We start from the raw sequence: 20,882 nt of genomic DNA on the forward strand, positions 1-20,882 counted from the left end.
GCGGGCTTGCTCGCGAATGCAATTTAACCGTCGCCATGTGTGTTGAATGACACACCGCATTCGCGAGCAAGCCCGCTCCCACATTTTGATCGCATTCCACCTCTGGATCAGTCGGCTTCTTTTGTAACTACCGTGACCGAGTCCTGACGATGAACACTGAATTTCGCAAATCGCTCCCCGGCAGCCGCCTGGATTTCTTCGACGCCCGTGCGGCTGTCGATGCAATCACTCCCGGCGCCTACGCCACCTTGCCGTACACCTCGCGCGTGCTCGCGGAAAACCTCGTGCGCCGTTGCGACCCGGCCACCCTCAACGCCTCGCTGAGCCAACTGATCGAACGCAAGCGCGACCTCGACTTTCCGTGGTTCCCGGCGCGCGTGGTGTGCCACGACATTCTCGGCCAGACCGCGCTGGTCGACCTCGCCGGCCTGCGCGACGCCATCGCCCTGCAAGGCGGTGACCCGGCCCAGGTCAACCCGGTGGTGCCGACCCAACTGATCGTCGACCACTCCCTGGCCGTCGAAGCCGGTGGTTTTGATCCGGACGCGTTCGAGAAAAACCGCGCCATTGAAGACCGCCGCAACGAAGACCGTTTCCACTTTATCGAGTGGACCAAAAAGGCCTTCAAAAACGTCGACGTGATCCCGCCCGGCAACGGCATCATGCACCAGATCAACCTGGAGAAAATGTCCCCGGTGATCCAGGTGCGCGACGGCGTGGCCTTCCCTGACACCTGCGTCGGCACCGACAGCCATACGCCACACGTGGACGCCCTGGGTGTGATCGCCATCGGCGTCGGCGGCCTCGAAGCCGAGAGTGTGATGCTCGGCCGCGCGTCGTGGATGCGCCTGCCGGAAATCATCGGCGTGGAGCTCACCGGCAAGTTGCTGCCCGGCATCACCGCCACCGACATGGTGCTGGCGCTCACCGAGTTCCTGCGTAAACAAAAAGTGGTCGGCGCGTGGCTGGAGTTCTTCGGCGAAGGCGCCTCCAAGCTGACCTTGGGCGACCGCGCGACCATCTCCAACATGGCCCCGGAATACGGCGCCACGGCGGCGATGTTCTACATCGACCAGCAGACCATCGCCTACCTGAAACTCACCGGCCGCGAAGACGAACAAGTCACCCTGGTCGAGCAGTACGCACGCCACACCGGCCTGTGGGCGGATGACCTGAAAGGCGCGCAATACGAGCGCGGCCTGACCTTCGACCTGTCCAGCGTGGTGCGCAACATGGCGGGGCCGAGCAACCCGCACGCCCGCGTGGCCACCAGCGACCTGGCGGCCAAGGGCATCTCCGGCCAGTGGGATGAAGTGCCGGGGCAAATGCCCGACGGCGCGGTGATCATCGCCGCCATCACCAGCTGCACCAACACCAGCAACCCGCGCAACGTGATTGCTGCCGGCCTGCTGGCGCGTAACGCCAACAAGTTGGGGCTGACGCGCAAACCGTGGGTCAAATCCTCGCTGGCACCGGGTTCGAAAACCGTGGCCATGTACCTGGAGGACGCGGGCCTGGGTCACGAGTTGGAAAAACTCGGCTTCGGCGTGGTGGCGTTCGCCTGCACCACCTGCAACGGCATGTCCGGCGCACTCGACCCGGTCATCCAGCAAGAAATCATCGACCGCGACCTGTACGCCACCGCCGTGCTGTCGGGCAACCGCAACTTCGACGGGCGCATTCACCCGTACGCCAAGCAAGCGTTCCTGGCTTCGCCGCCGTTGGTGGTGGCTTACGCGATTGCGGGCACCATCCGTTTCGACATTGAAAAGGACGTGCTCGGCCTCGACGCCAATGGCAAGGAAATCCGCCTGCAAGACATCTGGCCGAGCGACGAAGAAATCGACGCGGTGGTCAAGGCCTCAGTCAAGCCGGAGCAGTTCCGCGCCGTCTATATCCCGATGTTCGCGATCCACGAGGACACCGGCCCGAAAGTCGCGCCGCTGTACGACTGGCGCCCGCAAAGCACCTACATTCGTCGCCCGCCGTATTGGGAAGGCGCGCTGGCCGGTGCGCGGCCGCTCAAGGGCATGCGCCCGCTGGCCGTGCTGCCGGACAACATCACCACCGACCACCTGTCGCCGTCCAACGCGATCATGCCGGGCAGCGCCGCCGGTGAATACCTGGCGAAAATGGGCTTGCCGGAAGTCGACTTCAACTCCTACGCGACTCACCGCGGCGACCACCTGACCGCGCAGCGCGCGACCTTTGCCAACCCGAAACTGTTCAACGAAATGGTCCAGGAGAACGGCAAGGTCAAGCAGGGTTCGCTGGCGCGTATCGAGCCGGAAGGCCAGGTCACGCGGATGTGGGAAGCCATCGAAACCTACATGGAGCGCAAGCAGCCGCTGATCATTATTGCCGGCGCCGACTACGGCCAGGGTTCGTCCCGCGACTGGGCGGCCAAAGGTGTGCGCCTGGCGGGTGTGGAAGCGATTGCCGCCGAAGGCTTCGAACGCATCCACCGCACCAACCTGGTGGGCATGGGCGTGTTGCCGCTGGAATTCCTGCCGGGCACCGACCGCCACACCCTGAACATCGACGGCAGCGAAACCTATGACGTGGTCGGCCAGCGCACCCCGCGCGCGCAGCTGACCTTGGTGATCAACCGCAAAAATGGCGAACGTGTTGAAGTGCCGGTGACCTGCCGCCTGGACACCGCCGAAGAAGTGTCGATTTACGAGGCCGGCGGCGTGTTACAACGTTTTGCCCAGGACTTCCTGGAATCGGCGGCGACCGCTTAAGGGGATAACCATGGCACACGCAGCGCAAATCAAGATCCCCGCCACCTATATGCGTGGCGGCACCAGCAAGGGCGTGTTTTTCAGCCTCAAGGACCTGCCCGAAGCGGCGCAGGTGCCGGGCGCCACGCGCGATGCCTTGCTGTTGCGGGTGATCGGCAGCCCCGATCCCTACGACAAGCAAATCGACGGCATGGGCGGCGCCACTTCGAGCACCAGCAAAACGGTGATCCTGGCCAAGAGCACCCGCGCCGACCACGACGTGGACTATCTGTTTGGCCAGGTGTCCATCGACAAGCCTTTTGTCGACTGGAGCGGCAACTGCGGCAACTTGTCGGCGGCGGTCGGTTCGTTCGCTATCAGCGCCGGGCTGGTCGACCCCGCCCGCGTGCCCCGCAACGGCGTGGCCGTGGTGCGGGTGTGGCAGGCCAATATCGGCAAGACCATCATTGCCCACGTGCCGATCACTGACGGCGCGGTGCAGGAAACCGGTGACTTCGAACTCGACGGCGTGACCTTCCCGGCCGCTGAAGTGCAACTGGAGTTCATGGACCCGGCGGCGGAGGAAGAGGGCGGCGGCGGTTCGATGTTCCCCACCGGCAACCTGGTCGACGACCTCGAAGTGCCCGGTGTCGGCACCTTCAAGGCGACGCTGATCAACGCGGGCATCCCGACGATTTTCATCAACGCCGAAGACCTCGGCTACACCGGCACCGAGCTGCAAGGCGCGATCAACAGCGACCCGAAAGCCCTGGCAATGTTTGAAACCGTGCGCGCTTACGGCGCCTTGCGCATGGGCTTGATCAAGCATCTGGACGAAGCCGCCCAGCGCCAGCACACGCCGAAGGTGGCGTTTGTGGCCAAGCCTGCGGATTACGTGGCGTCCAGCGGCAAGGCGATCAAGGCCGCCGATGTGGATTTGCTCGTGCGCGCGCTGTCGATGGGCAAGCTGCACCACGCGATGATGGGCACGGCGGCGGTGGCGATTGGCACGGCGGCGGCGATTTCCGGCACCTTGGTCAACCTGGCGGCGGGTGGTGTTGAGCGTAACGCGGTGCGGTTCGGGCACCCGTCCGGCACCTTGCGTGTGGGCGCCGAGGCGACCCAGGTGAACGGCGAATGGGTCGTTAAGAAAGCCATCATGAGCCGCAGCGCGCGGGTGTTGATGGAAGGTTTCGTGCGCGTGCCCGGCGACGCCTTTTAATAGCTTGCACCGAACCCTGTGGGAGCGGGCTCCATTCCAAGGCTGGCAACGAGACCGGCCACAACTCGATCAACCGTAAGCCCGAGGACTAACCCCAACCCTTTTTGGAGAACTGCCATGAGCGCCAACGTCGACCAGAACAACCGCCCGGACTACGATCAGGTCCTGCAGGACATTGCCGATTACGTCCTCAATTACCGCATCGAGTCCCAGGCCGCCTTGGACACCGCGCGCAACTGCCTGATGGACACCCTCGGCTGTGGCCTGTTGGCCCTGCGCTTCCCCGAATGCACCAAGCACCTGGGGCCAATCGTGGAGGGCACTGTCGTCCCGTTCGGCGCGCGAGTGCCTGGCACGTCGTTCCGCCTGGACCCGGTCAAAGCCGCCTGGGACATTGGCTGCATCGTGCGTTGGCTCGACTACAACGACACCTGGCTCGCCGCCGAATGGGGCCACCCATCCGACAACCTCGGCGGCATCCTCGCCGTGGCTGACCACCTTTCGCAAAAACGCCTGGCCAATGGCGACGCGCCGCTGACCGTGCGCGCCGTGCTCGAAGCGATGATCATGGCCCATGAGATCCAGGGCGTGATTGCCCTGGAAAACGCCTTCAACCGTGTCGGCCTTGACCATGTGCTGCTGGTGAAAGTCGCCTCCACGGCGGTGACCGCCAAACTGATGGGTGCCAACCGTGAGCAACTGCTCGCAGCCTTGTCCCACGCGTTTGTCGATGGCCAGGCACTGCGCACGTATCGCCACGCACCGAACGCCGGCTCGCGCAAATCCTGGGCGGCGGGCGATGCGTCAAGTCGGGGCGTGCGTCTGGCCGATATCGCTATGCGCGGCGAGATGGGCATTCCGGGTGTGTTGAGCGCGCCGCAGTGGGGGTTTTATGACGTACTGTTCAGCCACACCAACAAGGACCTGGCACTCAAGCCTGAAGACAAGCGTGCGTTCAGCCTGTCCCAGCCCTACGGCACCTACGTGATGGAAAACGTGCTGTTCAAGATCAGTTTCCCGGCCGAGTTCCATGCGCAAACCGCCTGCGAAGCGGCGGTGACGTTGCACCCGCAGGTCAAGGAGCGCCTGCATGAGATCGAGCGCATCGTGATCACCACCCACGAGTCGGCGATCCGCATCATCTCCAAAGTCGGCCCGCTGGCCAACGCCGCTGACCGCGACCACTGCCTGCAGTACATGACCGCCGTGCCGCTGGCCTTCGGCAACTTGGTGGCCGAGCAGTATGAGGATGAGTTTCACGCGGCTCACCCGATTATCGATGAGCTGCGCCAGAAGATGGTCATCGTGGAAGACCCACGCTACAGCCGCGAATACCTGGAGGCCGACAAGCGCTCCATCGCCAACGCGGTGCAGGTGTTTTTCAAGGATGGCTCCAGCACCGAGCAGGTGGCGGTGGAATACCCGATTGGGCATCGCCGTCGCCGGGTGGACGGCATTCCCTTGCTGGAAGACAAGTTCAAGGCCAACCTGGCCACGCGGTTTACCGCGCAGCGCAGTGGGGAGATTTTTGCGCTGTGCAAGGATCAGGAAAGACTTGAGGCCACGGCGGTTAACCGGTTTGTGGACTTATTTGTAATCTGACAAACACCACCGAGCCAATGTGGGAGCGGGCTTGCTCGCGAAAGCGGAGTGCCAGGCAATTCATCTGTCACTGACCCACCGAATTCGCGAGCAAGCCCGCTCCCACATTTAGATCTGCGTTCGCTCAGGGCTTACATACTGCCTTCCACATCATCCAGGCTGAACGTCTCGGTGTGGTCGTCATAGGAGAAAATCTCCGCATAGCGCCCCCACGCCACCACGCTTTCCAGGGTTTTTTCGACAAAGGCTTCGGTCATCGAGTCTTCCAGCTCCTGCTCGAAACGCACCCGTGGCGCCCGGTGCCCGCTGCGCTCCAGCAACACCTGATGGATGCGCGCGGCCAGCGGCACGTGGCGGATCAAGTGCTCGGCAAACAGCGTTTTGCGTTCCTGGGTGCCATAGTCGGCAAACAGTTTGCCGGCGTCGGTGAGGGTGATGTCGGCGCCCTTGAGTTCGGCGAAACCCAGATGCTCAAGCATCTCGGCCACCGGGAACAGGTCGTCGACTTCCAGCAAGCGTCGCTCGGCCACGGTCGGCAAACCGGCGTGGCCGTTGTAAGGCTCGGCAGCCAGGGTTTCGATCAGGCCGGCCATCAAGTTGGTGGACACTTCCGGCAACAGGCTGCCCATTTTCAGTTCGGGTATGCCTTTGGCATCGGCGCTGCGCCGGTCGGTCATCAGCGCGTAGATGTCATCGACCATTTGCCTGAAAGTCGGGTCCAGGCGGTTGCGCGGGTGCGCAAACGGCACTTTGATTTCGGCGACCACGCGGCCAGGGTTGGACGACAACACCAGAATGCGGTCGCACATCAATACCGCTTCTTCGATGTTGTGGGTCACGATCAGGATCGACTTGATCGGCAGCTGTTTGCCGCTCCACAAGTCCAGCAGGTCGGTACGCAGGGTTTCGGCGGTGAGCACGTCGAGGGCCGAGAACGGCTCGTCCATCAGCAGCAAGGTCGGGTTGACCACCAGGCCACGGGCAAAGCCCACGCGCTGGCGCATGCCGCCGGACAACTCTCGCGGGTAGGCGTTTTCAAAGCCGTCCAGGCCGATCAGGTCGATGGCGGCCAGGGCGCGGCGGCGGCTTTCCTTGCGCTCGACCTGCAAGGCTTGCAGGCCGGCTTCAACGTTTTCCAGCACGGTCAGCCAGGGGAACAGCGCAAAGGTCTGGAACACCATGGCCACGCCTTCTGCCGGGCCGTTGAGCGGCGCGCCGTTGTAGCGCACTTCGCCCGATGACGGCTGGATCAGCCCGGCGATGATGCGCAGCAGCGTGGACTTGCCCGAGCCTGAGCGGCCGAGCATGCCGACGATCTCGCCTTCATGCAGGCTCAGGTCTACGCCGCTGAGCACTTGCAGCTCGTCTTTGCCTTTGCCGAAAACCCGGTTGACGTTTTTCAGCGAGTAGATTTCCGGGGTGTCGGCAGCGTGTTCGGTAGAGGTATTCATCACAGCGAATCCCATCAATTCAGACGAAGTTTGTTTTCAGCGATGGCGTACATAGGTCGCCAGACCGCGCGGTTGAATGCCACCACGAAGATCGACATCACCACCACGCCCAAGGCGATTTTCGGGAAGTCGCCGGCGGCGGTGGTCTGGGCGATGTAGGCGCCGAGCCCGTGGGCGACCACGTTGTCCTGGCCCCAGGACACGTACTCGGACACGATACTGGCGTTCCACGCGCCGCCCGAGGCGGTAATGGCACCGGTGACGTAGTACGGGAAAATCCCCGGCAACATCACCTTGCGCCACCACAGCCAGCCGCGAATGCGGAAGTTAGCGGCGGCTTCCTTGAAGTCATTGGGAAACGCGCTGGCCCCGGCGATCACGTTGAACAGGATGTACCACTGGGTGCCCAGCACGATCAACGGGCTCAGCCAGATATCCGGGTTGAGCTTGTAGTGCAGGATCACGATGACGAATACCGGGAACAGCAGGTTCGCCGGGAACGCCGCAAGGAACTGCGCCAGCGGCTGGATTTTTTCCGCCAGGGCGGGGCGCAGGCCGATCATCACGCCTAATGGCACCCAGATCAGCGAAGCGATCAAGATCAGCCCGGTTACCCGCAGCAGCGTAATCAGGCCCAGCAAAAACACGTGGCCGACTTCGGCAAAGGTCACTTCGGTGCCGACGTACTGCACGATGTGATACAGCGCATACGCGGCCAGCAGCGCGATGAGCGTGCCCCACACCCAGTCGATCACTTTTGACGCCTTGGGTGTTTCTGCCGGCAAGGCCTTGAGCGCACCGCCCGCGAGGCTGAAACGCTTGTTGCCGATACGGCTGAAGGAACGGGTAATCGGGCGCAGGATGCGCTGGACCACGCGGGTGCGCTGGATCAGGTTGAGCACCCAGGATTGCGGCGCGGCGCCCTGGGAGGCGGTGGTTTCCATGCGGAACTTGTCGGCCCAGGCCACCAGTGGGCGGAACAGGAGCTGGTCGTACATAAGGATGACCACAATCATCGCCAGGATCACGTAGCCCACGGCGTGCAGGTCTTTCTGGGCAATCGCCAGGGCCAGGTACGAACCCACGCCCGGCAGGGTGATGGTCTTGTCGCCGACGGTGATGGCTTCGGAGGCGACCACAAAAAACCAGCCGCCGGACATGCTCATCATCATGTTCCACACCAGCCCAGGCATGGCGAAGGGCACGTCGAGCTTCCAGAACTTCTGCCAGCCGGAGAGCCGCAGGTTGGTCGACACTTCCACCAGGTCATGGGGCAGCATGCGCAGCGACTGGTAGAAGCTGAATGTCATGTTCCAGGCCTGGCTGGTGAAGATCGCAAAGATCGCCGCGAACTCGGCACCCAGCACGCGCCCCGGGAACAGCAACAGGAAAAACGTCACGGTGAAAGAGATGTAACCGAGCACCGGCACCGATTGCAGGATGTCGAGCACCGGCACCAGCAGTTTCTCGGCGCGCCGGCTTTTGGCCGCCAGGGTGCCGTACAACAGGGTGAACACCAACGCTGCGACCATCGCCGCGAGCATGCGCAGGGTGGTGCGCATCGCGTACTCCGGCAGGTTGGCCGGGTCAAGGGAGATCACTTCACTCTGTAGCGTGGCAATGGGCGCCCAGGTTTCACGGGCGGTGATCGAGAAAAACAGTAGAAAGCCAATCACCAAAGGCAGGGCGACCAAGTCCCAGCGGTTGGGCAGCAAGCGCAATGTGGATGCTGGCAGGTAATCGCGGAACACTTTGTTCATAGGCAGTCAGTCCTGCAGCGTTCAGGTTCAGGGGCGTGATGGGAGTGAGCTTAGCTGCTGCACGAATGACCCACCGCGAAGGGCGGGCGCTGTTTTCGTGAGTCAGGGGCAACGAGGCGTTGCTGGCGGAATTGTACGTTTCTGAATGTTACAAGCACATAAATTTGCTGTCAGTTTCCTGTACGAAACGTCGCTTGGGCATCGACGCGTTTTGACCTTGTCACAAGCAGCACCTCAAATTTCTTACTCCCGTGGAACTGGTTTCCGATGCATGCCAATCAGGTAGACGGGTGACCTGCTGTGCCAGGTTGTCCGGCAAACCCAATACGCGGACCCAGCTAGAGACTGAAGAGGTGCTTTATGTCTACTGTAAATAATCAACAACATGCGCCCCGATATGACTACGGAACCCCACCAACGCCGCCATCTGCCGGTTCCGGCGACACTGCCGGCGCACCCGCCAACTCGCCCACTCATTCGCCAGGTTCAACGCCGCCGAGTCCTAAAGTGGGCCCTGAACAGCGCGGTCAGTTTTCCAGCCACAACAAAATCGTCAACCAGCCGACTCAGGGCGCTGATTCAACGTCCGAGATCGCGGCGCTGACTGAGAAAAATAATCAACTGATCGCCAAACACAAATCGTTGAGAGAAAAAGTTGGGAAGACGCTGAATGATCTCTATGCCCAAATAGACAAGTTGCTTCAAGAAATCAAGAAGTCGGGTAAAAAGCCTGAACAGGCGCCCGCGACGCCGGATGCTCCGCCCACTAACCGTCGCGCGGATGGCCAGTCGGCCCCACCTCAAACTTCTTCCACGCCGGGTACACAGGGCAATAAGGGCACTCAGGGTACTCAAGGCTCTCAGGATACTCAGGATACTCAGGGTTCTCAGGATACTCAGGGTTCTCAGGGTTCTCAGGGTACTCAGGGTTCTCAGGGTTCTCAGGGTTCTCAGGGTACTCAGGGCTCTCAGGATACTCAGAGCACTCAGGGGACAGAGCAAAGCCAGCCTCAAGGGCTGGATGACGTGGCTAAACAACAAACCGATATTCAAAATCGGTTTTCAAAATTACTTGAGGAATTCCAAGGCGCAATGAAGATGGTGTCGGATAAATTGGATGAACTGATTGCAGCGTTCAGCAAAGGTGCTCCTCAAAAGCAGACAGCTCCCGAGTCGTCAGGCACACCCGAGACGGGTTCGTCAGACCCCGTCAAGCCTAAAACCGCCGCCCCTCCACAAAATGAAGAGCCAGCCCCAGCCAATGACTCAACAGCGCCTGCCCCCGGCACCGTGGCTTACCTGAACCAGAAAAACCAGGACCTTGAGAAGCAAATTGCTGAGATGGAACAGGATTTTGCGCAGAAGACGTCGAAACTTAAAGCGCAGGTGGACACCTTGACTAAGCAAATCAGCGGGCAAAACCAATAAAGCACGACAGTGGATTGGCTAGTGTGAGTTAACGCTCACACTAGCTCGCGTCAGCATCAATCTCTCACTCAAACCGCAGAATCACCCGGCGGTTGTGCTTGCTCTTCTTCTCGATTTTCTCGCAGAACACCCGGCCGATTTCTTCCGTATTGATCACGTGGGTGCCGCCGCACGGCTGGATATCGATACCGGCGATGTCGATCACGCGTACCGAACCTTGAATCACCGGCGGCGCAACCGCCTGGGTGCGGGTGATCTGCAGCAGGGTTGAGTACTCCGAGGCGGGCATCGACAGGGTTTTCACCGCATGGGCTTGTTCGATCAGCGCGTTGAGGTCGCGGGTGATGCTGTCTTTGTCGAGGGTCATTTCCGGCAGGTCGAAATCCAGGCGGCCCTTGTCCGCGCTGATGCTGCAACCGGTCACGGGCGCATCGATGATCGAGCACAGCAAGTGCAGGCAGGTGTGCATTTTCATGTGCTGGTAGCGCCGTTCCCAATCCAGGCCCGCGTCCACCTGCACGCCTGCGGTCAACTGCTCAGGGCAATGATCCACTTGGTGCCAGATGATCGAGCGCAACACCGGGTCGCGCACGGTGCCGATGACCTCGACCCGCGTGCCATCGGCCAGGGTGAGGTGCCCTGTATCTCCCGGTTGCCCGCCGCCGGTGGGGTAGAACAACGTGTGCTCCAGGGCGATGCTGTGTTCGCTGACGGCAATCACCCGGGCGCTGAAGGCGTTCTGGTAGGGCGCGCTGTCGAACAGCGCCAGGGTTTCCATGGTGTGCACAGACATGTTCAACCTCCGACAATCAGTGGGCTGGCTTGCAACAGGTGACGCACCATTGCACTCAAGCCAGGGGGGGAAAGCAGGGTGATTTCAAATTCCGGCCCGCAGACTTTCAGGTTCAACGGCAGGCGCGGCAACTGCTCGCCGATGTCGAGACGGCGCAGGCGAAATTGCAGGTGATGACGCTCTTTCACTGTGGGTTCCAGCATCAACCCCTGCAAAGGGTGAAAGTCGGCGTCGAGCACCGTGACCTTGTGACTGGCGCTGACTTCGCCGACCACGTGCAAACGCTCATCCAGGGCGAAGGCGCCCAGATAATTGCCGTGGTCGGACTCAGCGTTTTTCTGCAACTGAACCTGGTTGACCACCTTGACCTTGGTGCCGGCCGGCACGTCCTGGGTGATCACACACGAGGGGCTGATAAATACGTTGTCGCCGATCAGTACATAACCCAGCACGCGGGCGCCGGCGCCCACCTCTACATTGTTGCCCAGGCGCGGGTGGCGTTTGCCGTCCGGGTTGTTGGCAATGCCACGGGCGCCCAGGGTGACGCCGCAAAGGATGTAGCAGTCGTTGCCGATCTCGCAGGTTTCGCCGATGACGGTGCCGTAGCCATGATCCAGCACGAAGCGTCGGCCGATTTTGGCCGCCGGGTGAATCTCCGCGCCGGAGAGGATTTTGCCCTGGTTGCTGAGCTTGAGGGCCATACGCGAAAACACGCCGTTGGTCTGGTCGGGGAAATTCCACACCAGGTGGGCAAGGCGGTAAAACAGCACCGCCTTGAACGAGGCGTAAGACTCCAGGATCAACTCGCCGCGACCACGGGATGCCGGGTCGCGATAGGCATACGCGATCAAGTCTTCGGCCACCGCCTGGGCGGCGTTCTGGATCAGCGGCGCCAGGTGCGGTTCCAGCTGCTTGATCTGCGCAGGCGTCAGGGTCTTGATGAGGTGGGTGAGCAGCTCATCGTGCAGCTGTTGCATGTCGATAAAGCCTCCCATGGAGGCACCCCCGAATTCTGGATGGTTGGAAAACCGGTTATTCGAAACTGGGCAGGTAGCTGTCAGCATTGTCGTAGACCATGGTCAACACCACCGTTTCGGGCGGCAGTTCAGGGGCGAGCTGCGCGATGGCAACCATGTTGGCGGCAGAGGACAAGCCCAAGCTGATGGCGTCGGTGCGCATGATGCGTTTCATCATGTCGATGCACGCCTGGCGCGACACCTTGAGCATGCCGTCGATCACGTCCACATTGAGAATGCTCGGGATCAAGCCGATCGACAGGCCCTGGATATGGTGGGGCGCGTGCTGGTCCTTGAGCAGGTCGCACTCTTCGGGCTCCACGCCCATCACGCGCATGGCCGGCCACGCAGCCTTGAGGGTTTCGCCGATGCCGGTGATGTGGCCACCCGTGCCGATGCCGCTGACGAAGTAGTCCACGCGCCGCTCACCGAAGGCGCGGAGGATTTCCGGTGCGGTGGTGTCGCGGTGGGTTTGCGGGTTGGCGCCGTTGCGCTGCTGGTTGAGCATCACGTAGCTGGGGTTTTCCAGCTGCAGTTCCATGCACTTTTCGCCGTGGGAATTATTCCCCAGGCGGCTGTCTGACAGCACTACTTTGGCGCCGTAAAGCCGCAGCAGTTTCTGTTTTTCGGGGCTGTAGTTGTCGGGGATCACCAGCACCACTTTGTAGCCCAGTACATTACCGGCCATGACCAGGCCGATGCCGGTATTGCCGCCGCTGGGTTCGATGATGGTCTGCCCGGAATCACGCATCAGCACGCCGCGGCGCTCGGCGTCGAGAATCATGCCCAGGGCGATGCGCGCCTTGTGGCTGCCACCGGGGTTGAGGGATTCGAGCTTGGCGTAGACCTCGATGCCGAGGTCTTCGGAAAACTGCGCCAGACGCACAATCGGCGTGTGGCCGATGACGTCGAGAATGGAGTTATGCAACATCAGTCAGCCCTCGGCTCAGTACAACGGCATGTCGGGTTCGACGTCGCGAACCCAATGTTTCATGCCGCCCTGCAGGACTTTGGTGTTGGCGAAACCGGCGGCCAGCAAGGTACTGGCGGCTTGCTCGGCGCGGGTGCCGGCGTAGCAGATCAGGTAGTGGGTGTTGTCGCGGCTGAGGCTGTCGAGCTGCCCGTCCAGTTCGGCCAGCGGGATATGCACCACGCCGGGTAATTTGCACACCTCCAGCTCGCTGGCATCGCGCACATCCAGCAGCACGTCGGCGCTGCGGTGGTGTTCAAGCACTTGCTTGAGTACGCGCGGCTTGATGTAGCGTTCCTCGGCGAGGGAGGGTTGGCTTGGGATGGCATCGGCGCAGACCGCCGGCGCTACGCTTTCGCTGTGGCGCAGTTCCGAGCAGCACGGGCAGTCGGCGCGGCGCTTGAAGCGAATTTCGCTGAATTTCATCGCCAGTGCATCAAAGCGCATCAAGCGGCCGGACAACGGCTCGCCAATGCCGATCAGCAGCTTGATGGCCTCGGTGGCTTGAATCATCCCCACCACACCCGGCAGCACGCCGATCACGCCACCGGCGCTGCAGTTGGGCGCCAGTTCCGCCGGCGGTGCGCTTGGGAACAGGCAGCGATAGCACGGCCCACCTTTATAGTTGAGCACGCTGATCTGCCCGTCGAAGCGGTAGATGGCGCCGTACACCAAGGGTTTGCCGAGTTGTACGCAGGCGTCGTTGACCAGGTAGCGCGTGTCGAAATTATCGGTGCCGTCGATCACCAGATCGTAGGCGCCGACCAGCTCCAGTGCGTTGTCGACGTTCAGCGCAGTGTTGTGCGCGTTGATCTGGATATGCGCGTTGAGGTCTTGCAGGCGTTGCTTGGCGGACTCGACCTTGGGCATGCCCAGGGTGCTGTTGCCGTGAACGACCTGGCGTTGCAGGTTGCTGCTTTCCACCACGTCGAAATCCACCAGGCCCAGGGTGCCGATCCCGGCTGCCGCCAGGTACAGGCTGATGGGCGAGCCCAGGCCACCGGTGCCGATGATCAGTACCTTGGCTTTTTTCAGGTTCAATTGGCCTTCGCGACCGACGCCCGGCAGGGTGATGTGGCGCACGTAGCGCTGTACTTCCTCATTACTAAGGGCAGGTTCATTGCTTAAAGCGTCTATGCCAATGCCGCCGGAGGTGGCGAGCAGCACTTCGATGTTGGCTTTTTCCGGCAACGGGTCGTCGGCACCGATCAGTTCTTCCTCGGCGGTAAACAGGAAGTGTTCCTTGAGCTGGTTGTTCTTCTCGTGGAACAGATGAGCGCGCAGCTGCGGGTGGCTGTTGCAGAGGTTTTCAATGACTTCGCGCAATGTCGATCCGGTGCCCTCAAGAGTCGATTCCGGCAGCTTGGCCACGCGAACCAGAATATCGGGGAAAGAGACAGCGTTCATGGACAACTCCGTGTGCAGGTCGTTGAAGGGTTGAAGAGCGAAATGCTTGCCATCCCAGGCAAACAGCTTTGAGCCCAGGGCATGGCCCTGACGAACGTCCACCACCAAGTAGCTGACGGGGTAGATCGGCTCACCCAGGAACAGTGCCTTGTCCTGGTCTTCGTCACTGAAATAGGCGCCGACATCCGGGTGGGAGTGATAGATCACCACCACCGGGTTGTCGCTGCGAAACGCTTTGTTCATCAGCAGGGTGTCGGCGACTGAAAAGGTGTAGCCGTTGGCCGCGCTGCGCGGGTACATCTCGGGGTTCTTGCGGTGCAACTCATTCTGGATATTGCTGCCCAGATACACGCTGCCATCGGCGAAGACAAAACCACAGCATTCCTCGGGGTAACTGCGGCTGGCGTGGGCGTAGATCTGTTCCAGGGCGGTGGGGCGGAGGACTTCCATGTTTCTCTCGCGTTGCTGGTATTGGAGGGTCAATTTTTCTTGGCCAGGAGTTTTTCAACCGGCAACTTGGTGATCGCAAAACCGGCCAGCAGGATGGCCGAGTACAGCATCAGGTCTCGGGAGATTTCCACGCCTTCGTACCAGGCGCCGATGATCACCGCGAACACCGGGAAAATGATGAATACGAACGACAAAATGATCGGGCTCAAGCGTTTTAGCAGCATGAAGTACACGATAAAACCGCCCACCGATGCCACCAACCCCAGGTAAAACAGCGCGCTCCAGGAGCGCAGGGTGATGTTTTCGAAGGTCGGTGTTTCAAACCACAGGCCCGCCACGAACAGCATCAGCCCGGCAATGCCGATGGGCAGGGTGTTGTAGGTGATCACACTGATGGCGCTGCCTTTTTGCTTGGTAATGACGTAGCACAAGGCATGCATGATTGCGGCGGTCAGAATCGCCAGTACCCCGAAGAACTCGGCGTGGTCCAGGTGCAGGCCCTGGCTCTTGATGATCATGTAGAGGCTGCCGAAACCGATGCCGATGCCGACCACCTGGGAAAAATAGATGCGCTCACGCAGAAACAGCGCGGAGAAGATCAGGATAAACACCGGCATGCAGCTGAACAGCAGGGCGGTCAGGCCGGAGGAAACATGCATCTCGCCGTAGTTGAGCAGGTAATAGGGAACGCTGAAGTAGGACAAGGTCACAAATACGAAGAACCAGCGGCTTTCGCGCGGGAACAAGATCGGCTCGCGGCGCACCAGGGCAAAACACAGGAACAGCGGGAACGCGATCAGGAAGCGCAAGCCCGCCGAGGTCAGCGGTGGCACGCTTTCGACGGCGATCTTGATCCCCAGCCACGTGGTGCCCCAACTCAGGCACACGATAAGAAACATCACGCTGGTGACCAGGCCGGCCAACCACTGTTTCTGAGTTTTTGTTTTTGTTGTGTTTTCAAGAACGGCGGACATTGGCATCGTTTATTGCTTCCCTGAGCCGGAATTGAACTCTATATTGACTGTGTATTAAGTTGTTTCATCCGGTGATTGAACCCGTAAAAGCACACTATTAGGGCGAATGATGGCTGTCAAAACAAATATTGACATGGTGTCAATTATGCGTGAGGGGTTGTCCAGCGGTCAGGGCGTGAAGTACAAACGCCTGTCCGATGTGATGGAGCGCGGCATCCTCGAAGGCTTGATTGAACCCGGACGAAAACTGCCGCCCCATCGGGTGCTTTCCGACAATCTGGGTGTGACCATCGGCACCATCAGCCGCGCCTACGGCGAGCTGGAACGGCTGGGGTTGGTGGTGGCGCGGGTGGGTGACGGCACATTCGTGCGCAAGCGTGGGATGGAGCGCCAGCGTGACGAAGGCTTTCGCAACGTCAGCGAGGAGCCGCGTCATTACTTCGACATGAGCCGCAACATGCATATACCTGGGCAGGAAACCGTGTTTCTGGCCCAGAGCTTCCAAACCCTGTCGACCAACGCCAAGTTCCTCCAGGACATCAGCGCTTACACCCCGGATGCAGGGTTGCCGCGCTATCGTGAAGCGGGGGCGCAGTGGCTGGTGCAGCGAGATTTTCACCCGATTCCCGAGCAGGTCATCTGCGTCAATGGCGGCCAGCATGGCTTGCTCTGCGCGATGATGGCGCTGTTGCGGGCGGGCGATACGGTGGTCACTGAACAGCTTACCTACCCTGGGCTGATCACGGCCGCGCGCATGCTCGGCGTACGGCTGATCGGCCTGGAGATGGACGAAGAAGGTGTGCTGCCGGGCGCGCTGGATGAAGTCTGTCGTAATCACCGGGTTTCGGCGTTGTATTGCACGCCCACTATCCAGAACCCGACGACGGCGGTGTTATCGGTGGCGCGCCGGGAAGCCTTGGTCAAAGTCTGTCGTGAACACAACCTGCTGATTCTTGAAGACGAAGCCCACGGCGTATTGGTCGAAGACCGGCCGCCGCCCCTCAGCCATTTCGCGCCTGAACGTACGATTTTGATCAGCAGCCTGAGCAAGGCCGTGTCCGCCGGATTACGGGTGGGCTATGTGCACGCGCCACCGGCGCTGGTCAGCCGTATTTCTGCAGCCCTGCGCTCAACCTGCTGGATGGCCACGCCGGTGACGTTGGAGCTGGCAACGCAGTGGATCGAAAACGGCACGGCGGAATACCTGCTACGCCAGCAGATCAACGAGATCAGCCGCCGCAAAGCCCTGGTGGGCGACCTGTTGGCCGGCCTTGAATACCGCACTCACCTCAACAGCCCGCACTTTTGGATTGAAGTACCGGAGCCATGGCGTGCGTCGGAAATTGAGGCAGAGCTTAAGCAGAATAATTACCTGATCGCCACGGCCGAAGCCTTTGCCGTCGGGCAAACGGCGGTGCCGCAGTTTATTCGGGCGAGCATCTGCAACACGTCGGGGGATGATCAGTTGTTGCGGGCGGGGTTTGATGCGCTGGCGACGGCGTTGGGGCAGGGCGGTGGCAGGTTTCACCTGTAGGACCGCGTTATCGTTCATCGCAGGCAAGCCAGCTCCCACATTTGAATGCATTCCAGTGTTGGAACTCAGTCAACTGTGGGAGCTGGCTTGCCTGCGATGGGGCCAGATCAGGCAATACAACTATTTGAACCTGCGCTCTACACCCTTCTCCACCAAAATCTTCGCCGATATCTCTTCCACCGAGAAATGCGTGGAATTGATGTGCGCAATATTCTCGCGACGGAACAGATTTTCCACTTCGCGCACTTCGAACTCGCACTGTGCATAGCTCGAATAGCGGCTGTTGGGCTTGCGCTCATTGCGGATCGCCGTCAGCCGATCCGGGTCAATCGTCAGGCCGAACAGCTTGTGTTGGTGCGCGCGCAAGGCGGCCGGCAGTGTCAGGTGCTCCATGTCGTCTTCGGTCAGCGGATAGTTGGCCGCGCGGATGCCGAACTGCATGGCCATATACAAGCACGTCGGCGTCTTGCCGCAGCGGGACACGCCCACCAGGATCAAATCGGCCTTGTCGTAATAGTGCGTGCGGGCGCCGTCATCGTTGTCCAGGGCGAAGTTCACCGCCTCGATACGCTCCATATAATTGGAGTTGTGCCCAATGGAATGGGACTTTCCTACAGAATAGGAGGAGTGTTCACTCAACTCCTGTTCCAGCGGCGCCAGGAACGTGGAGAAGATGTCGATCATGAAACCATTGGAGGTTGCGAGGATCTCACGGATGTCCTGATTGACGATGGTGTCGAAAATGATCGGCCGAAAACCGTCTTTTTCAGCCGCCAGATTGATTTGTTGTACCATGGCCCGCGCTTTATCCACGCTGTCGATATAGGGCCGCGTGAATTTGGCGAAGGTAATGTTTTCGAACTGCGCGAGCAGGCTCTGGCCCAATGTTTCGGCTGTGATGCCGGTGCCGTCGGAGATAAAGAAAGCAGATCGTTTCATTTGAGCCCTGGGCCTTAAGCTGATGGCGAATCTTGGATATGATAGGCGCGATTTTGCCGTCCCGCAGTGGGCCGCATTCTCACTTATTTTCCAGGTCCAGGCCACAAGCGCTGGCGTTTGCTCCTACTGAGCAGCCGGCGTCCTGAGCTTTTCCAACACAGAAAGTGGAGAGATCACCTTGGTAGAGTACGTAGTTTCCCTCGATAAGCTCGGCGTCCATGATGTAGAGCATGTGGGGGGCAAGAACGCATCCCTCGGCGAGATGATCAGTAATCTTGCAGGCGCTGGTGTCTCGGTGCCCGGTGGTTTCGCCACCACGGCCCAGGCTTACCGCGATTTCCTCGAACTGAGCGGCCTCAATGCTCAGATCCACGCCGCGCTGGACGCCCTGGACGTCGATGACGTCAACGCCCTGGCCAAGACCGGTGCCCAGATCCGTCAATGGATCATGGAAGCCGAGTTCCCCGAGAAGCTCAACGAAGAAATCCGCACCGCCTTCGCCACCCTGTCGGCCGGCAACCCGGACATGGCCGTTGCCGTGCGCTCCTCGGCCACCGCCGAAGACTTGCCGGACGCCTCCTTTGCCGGCCAGCAGGAAACCTTCCTGAACATTCGCGGCGTCGAAAACGTGATCCGCGCCGCCAAGGAAGTGTTCGCTTCGCTGTTCAACGACCGCGCCATTTCCTACCGCGTACACCAGGGTTTCGACCACAAGCTGGTGGCCCTGTCTGCCGGCGTGCAGCGCATGGTGCGTTCGGAAACCGGCACGGCCGGCGTGATGTTCACCCTGGACACCGAATCCGGTTTCCGTGACGTGGTGTTTATCACCGGCGCCTACGGCCTGGGTGAAACCGTCGTACAAGGCGCAGTGAACCCGGACGAATTCTACGTCCACAAACACACGCTTGAGGCAGGCCGTCCGGCCATCTTGCGCCGCAACCTGGGCAGCAAGGCCATCAAGATGATCTACGGCGACGAGGCCAAGGCCGGTCGTTCGGTGAAAACCGTTGAAGTCGACAAGGCCGAGCGCGCGCGTTTCTGCCTGACCGACGCTGAAGTCAGCGAATTGGCCAAACAAGCGATGATCATCGAAAAGCACTACAAGTGCCCGATGGACATCGAGTGGGCCAAAGACGGTGACGACGGCAAGCTGTACATCGTGCAGGCGCGCCCTGAAACCGTGAAAAGCCGCACCTCGGCCAACGTCATGGAGCGCTACCTGCTCAAGGAAACCGGCACCGTGCTGGTAGAGGGCCGCGCCATCGGCCAGCGCATCGGCGCCGGCAAGGTGCGGATCATCAAGGACGTGTCCGAAATGGACAAAGTCCAGCCCGGCGACGTGCTGGTTTCCGACATGACCGACCCGGACTGGGAACCGGTAATGAAGCGCGCCAGCGCCATCGTCACCAACCGCGGCGGGCGTACCTGCCACGCGGCGATCATCGCGCGTGAGCTGGGGATTCCAGCGGTAGTGGGTTGCGGCAACGCCACCCAACTGTTGAAAGACGGCCAGGGCGTGACCGTGTCCTGCGCCGAAGGCGACACCGGTTTCATCTTTGAAGGTGAACTGGGCTTCGATATCAAGCAAAACTCCATCGACGCCATGCCCGACCTGCCGTTCAAGATCATGATGAACGTCGGCAACCCGGACCGTGCCTTCGATTTCGCGCAGTTGCCGAACGCCGGTGTGGGCCTGGCCCGCCTGGAATTCATCATCAACCGCATGATCGGTGTGCACCCCAAGGCCCTGCTGAACTACGACGGCCTGCCAGCGGACATCAAGGAAAGCGTCGACAAGCGCATCGCCGGCTACAACGACCCGGTCGGCTTCTATGTCGAGAAACTGGTGGAAGGCATCAGCACCCTGGCGGCGGCGTTCTATCCGAAAAAGGTCATCGTGCGTTTGTCGGACTTCAAGTCCAACGAATACGCCAACCTGATCGGCGGCAAGCTCTACGAGCCGGAAGAAGAAAACCCGATGCTGGGCTTCCGTGGCGCCTCGCGTTACATCAGCGAAGCCTTCCGCGACTGCTTCGAGCTGGAATGCCGTGCCCTCAAGCGCGTACGCAATGAGATGGGCCTGACCAACGTCGAGATCATGGTGCCGTTCGTGCGCACCCTGGGCGAAGCGAGCCAGGTGGTCGACTTGCTGGCAGAAAACGGCCTGAGCCGTGGTGAAAACGGCCTGCGCGTGATCATGATGTGCGAGCTGCCGTCCAACGCCATCCTGGCCGAGGAGTTCCTGGAATTCTTCGACGGTTTCTCCATCGGCTCCAACGACCTGACCCAGCTGACCCTGGGCCTGGACCGTGACTCGGGAATCATCGCGCACCTGTTCGATGAACGTAACCCTGCGGTGAAGAAGCTGCTGGCCAACGCCATCCAGGCCTGCAACAAGGCCGGCAAGTACATCGGCATCTGCGGCCAAGGCCCTTCCGACCACCCGGACCTGGCCAAATGGCTGATGGAGCAGGGTATCGAGAGCGTCTCGCTGAACCCTGACTCCGTGTTGGAAACCTGGTTCTTCCTCGCGGAAGGCCAAGCGTCCGCTTAAGGTCGATACGTCAAAAGTGCCGGTCACTCGCCAAGGGTGACCGGCATTCTTATCTGTGC

Annotated in this window: 14 protein-coding genes; 6 read left to right on the forward strand and 8 right to left on the reverse strand. The window is 60.8% G+C overall.

Going from position 1 to position 20,882, the window contains the following annotated elements; translation table 11 throughout:
• Positions 1–149 precede the first annotated feature (149 nt).
• From acnD to prpD, 3 genes are all read left to right on the forward strand, one after another.
• Positions 150–2,744 carry a Fe/S-dependent 2-methylisocitrate dehydratase AcnD gene (gene acnD / locus HX783_RS25615; protein ID WP_177018718.1) on the forward strand — a complete coding sequence of 865 codons (2,595 nt, stop codon included), beginning with the start codon at positions 150–152 and terminating at the stop codon, positions 2,742–2,744.
• A 10-nt stretch (positions 2,745–2,754) separates the two neighbouring features.
• A complete protein-coding gene (gene prpF, locus HX783_RS25620; RefSeq protein ID WP_159958959.1) occupies positions 2,755–3,945 on the forward strand; it encodes a 2-methylaconitate cis-trans isomerase PrpF in 1,191 nt (396 codons plus the stop codon).
• A 117-nt stretch (positions 3,946–4,062) separates the two neighbouring features.
• Positions 4,063–5,547, forward strand: coding sequence for a 2-methylcitrate dehydratase (gene prpD, locus HX783_RS25625; protein WP_177018719.1), 1,485 nt, complete (start codon positions 4,063–4,065; stop codon positions 5,545–5,547).
• Positions 5,548–5,678: 131 nt separating this feature from the next.
• On the opposite strand, the gene HX783_RS25630 is transcribed toward prpD, so the two are convergent.
• Both HX783_RS25630 and HX783_RS25635 read right to left on the reverse strand, forming a co-directional pair.
• Entirely contained in the window at positions 5,679–6,998 is a 1,320-nt protein-coding gene (locus HX783_RS25630; protein WP_177018720.1) for an AAA-associated domain-containing protein, read from the reverse strand.
• 14 nt (positions 6,999–7,012) lie between these two features.
• Positions 7,013–8,758: an ABC transporter permease subunit gene (locus tag HX783_RS25635; protein WP_177018721.1), complete on the reverse strand. Its 1,746-nt coding sequence runs from the start codon at positions 8,756–8,758 to the stop codon at positions 7,013–7,015.
• Positions 8,759–9,118: 360 nt separating this feature from the next.
• Here HX783_RS25635 and HX783_RS29820 point away from each other — a divergent pair, with 360 nt between their 5' ends.
• The gene (locus HX783_RS29820; protein WP_218175364.1) at positions 9,119–10,186 is read left to right on the forward strand and encodes a hypothetical protein; all 1,068 of its coding nucleotides are present in this window, start codon (positions 9,119–9,121) and stop codon (positions 10,184–10,186) included.
• Positions 10,187–10,250: 64 nt separating this feature from the next.
• Here HX783_RS29820 and HX783_RS25645 read toward each other — a convergent pair whose 3' ends face one another.
• From HX783_RS25645 to HX783_RS25665, 5 genes are read right to left on the reverse strand one after another with little or no spacing between them, the layout of a single operon-like run.
• The gene (locus HX783_RS25645; protein WP_177018722.1) at positions 10,251–10,979 is read right to left on the reverse strand and encodes an alanyl-tRNA editing protein; all 729 of its coding nucleotides are present in this window, start codon (positions 10,977–10,979) and stop codon (positions 10,251–10,253) included.
• Between the two features lie 2 nt (positions 10,980–10,981).
• The gene (locus HX783_RS25650) at positions 10,982–11,974 is read right to left on the reverse strand and encodes a serine O-acetyltransferase (RefSeq protein WP_159958949.1); all 993 of its coding nucleotides are present in this window, start codon (positions 11,972–11,974) and stop codon (positions 10,982–10,984) included.
• A 37-nt stretch (positions 11,975–12,011) separates the two neighbouring features.
• Positions 12,012–12,926 (reverse strand): PLP-dependent cysteine synthase family protein, encoded by a 915-nt coding sequence (locus HX783_RS25655; RefSeq protein ID WP_177018723.1) that lies wholly within the window; start codon positions 12,924–12,926, stop codon positions 12,012–12,014.
• A 15-nt stretch (positions 12,927–12,941) separates the two neighbouring features.
• Positions 12,942–14,822, reverse strand: a complete 1,881-nt coding sequence (moeB, locus tag HX783_RS25660) for a molybdopterin-synthase adenylyltransferase MoeB (protein WP_177018724.1) — start codon at positions 14,820–14,822, stop codon at positions 12,942–12,944.
• 29 nt (positions 14,823–14,851) lie between these two features.
• Positions 14,852–15,745 carry a DMT family transporter gene (locus HX783_RS25665; protein ID WP_017134754.1) on the reverse strand — a complete coding sequence of 298 codons (894 nt, stop codon included), beginning with the start codon at positions 15,743–15,745 and terminating at the stop codon, positions 14,852–14,854.
• Between the two features lie 160 nt (positions 15,746–15,905).
• Here HX783_RS25665 and HX783_RS25670 point away from each other — a divergent pair, with 160 nt between their 5' ends.
• Entirely contained in the window at positions 15,906–17,330 is a 1,425-nt protein-coding gene (locus HX783_RS25670) for a PLP-dependent aminotransferase family protein (protein WP_159958943.1), read from the forward strand.
• 120 nt (positions 17,331–17,450) lie between these two features.
• Here HX783_RS25670 and HX783_RS25675 read toward each other — a convergent pair whose 3' ends face one another.
• Positions 17,451–18,269 carry a pyruvate, water dikinase regulatory protein gene (locus HX783_RS25675; RefSeq protein WP_058412273.1) on the reverse strand — a complete coding sequence of 273 codons (819 nt, stop codon included), beginning with the start codon at positions 18,267–18,269 and terminating at the stop codon, positions 17,451–17,453.
• Between the two features lie 178 nt (positions 18,270–18,447).
• Here HX783_RS25675 and ppsA point away from each other — a divergent pair, with 178 nt between their 5' ends.
• Positions 18,448–20,823, forward strand: coding sequence for a phosphoenolpyruvate synthase (gene ppsA / locus HX783_RS25680; protein ID WP_159958941.1), 2,376 nt, complete (start codon positions 18,448–18,450; stop codon positions 20,821–20,823).
• Positions 20,824–20,882 lie beyond the last annotated feature (59 nt).

This window comes from Pseudomonas sp. D2002 (genome assembly GCF_013385735.1).
Lineage (GTDB): Bacteria > Pseudomonadota > Gammaproteobacteria > Pseudomonadales > Pseudomonadaceae > Aquipseudomonas.

Coding starts and splice junctions, on each gene's coding strand:
- HX783_RS25645 (WP_177018722.1), bottom strand. CDS start 10,979: ATGTCTGTGCACACCATGGAAACCCTGGCGCTGTTCGACAGCGCGCCC.
- prpD (WP_177018719.1), top strand. CDS start 4,063: ATGAGCGCCAACGTCGACCAGAACAACCGCCCGGACTACGATCAGGTC.
- HX783_RS25650 (WP_159958949.1), bottom strand. CDS start 11,974: ATGGGAGGCTTTATCGACATGCAACAGCTGCACGATGAGCTGCTCACC.
- HX783_RS25630 (WP_177018720.1), bottom strand. CDS start 6,998: ATGAATACCTCTACCGAACACGCTGCCGACACCCCGGAAATCTACTCG.
- HX783_RS29820 (WP_218175364.1), top strand. CDS start 9,119: ATGTCTACTGTAAATAATCAACAACATGCGCCCCGATATGACTACGGA.
- prpF (WP_159958959.1), top strand. CDS start 2,755: ATGGCACACGCAGCGCAAATCAAGATCCCCGCCACCTATATGCGTGGC.
- HX783_RS25670 (WP_159958943.1), top strand. CDS start 15,906: ATGGCTGTCAAAACAAATATTGACATGGTGTCAATTATGCGTGAGGGG.
- moeB (WP_177018724.1), bottom strand. CDS start 14,822: ATGGAAGTCCTCCGCCCCACCGCCCTGGAACAGATCTACGCCCACGCC.
- HX783_RS25635 (WP_177018721.1), bottom strand. CDS start 8,758: ATGAACAAAGTGTTCCGCGATTACCTGCCAGCATCCACATTGCGCTTG.
- HX783_RS25655 (WP_177018723.1), bottom strand. CDS start 12,926: ATGTTGCATAACTCCATTCTCGACGTCATCGGCCACACGCCGATTGTG.
- HX783_RS25675 (WP_058412273.1), bottom strand. CDS start 18,269: ATGAAACGATCTGCTTTCTTTATCTCCGACGGCACCGGCATCACAGCC.
- acnD (WP_177018718.1), top strand. CDS start 150: ATGAACACTGAATTTCGCAAATCGCTCCCCGGCAGCCGCCTGGATTTC.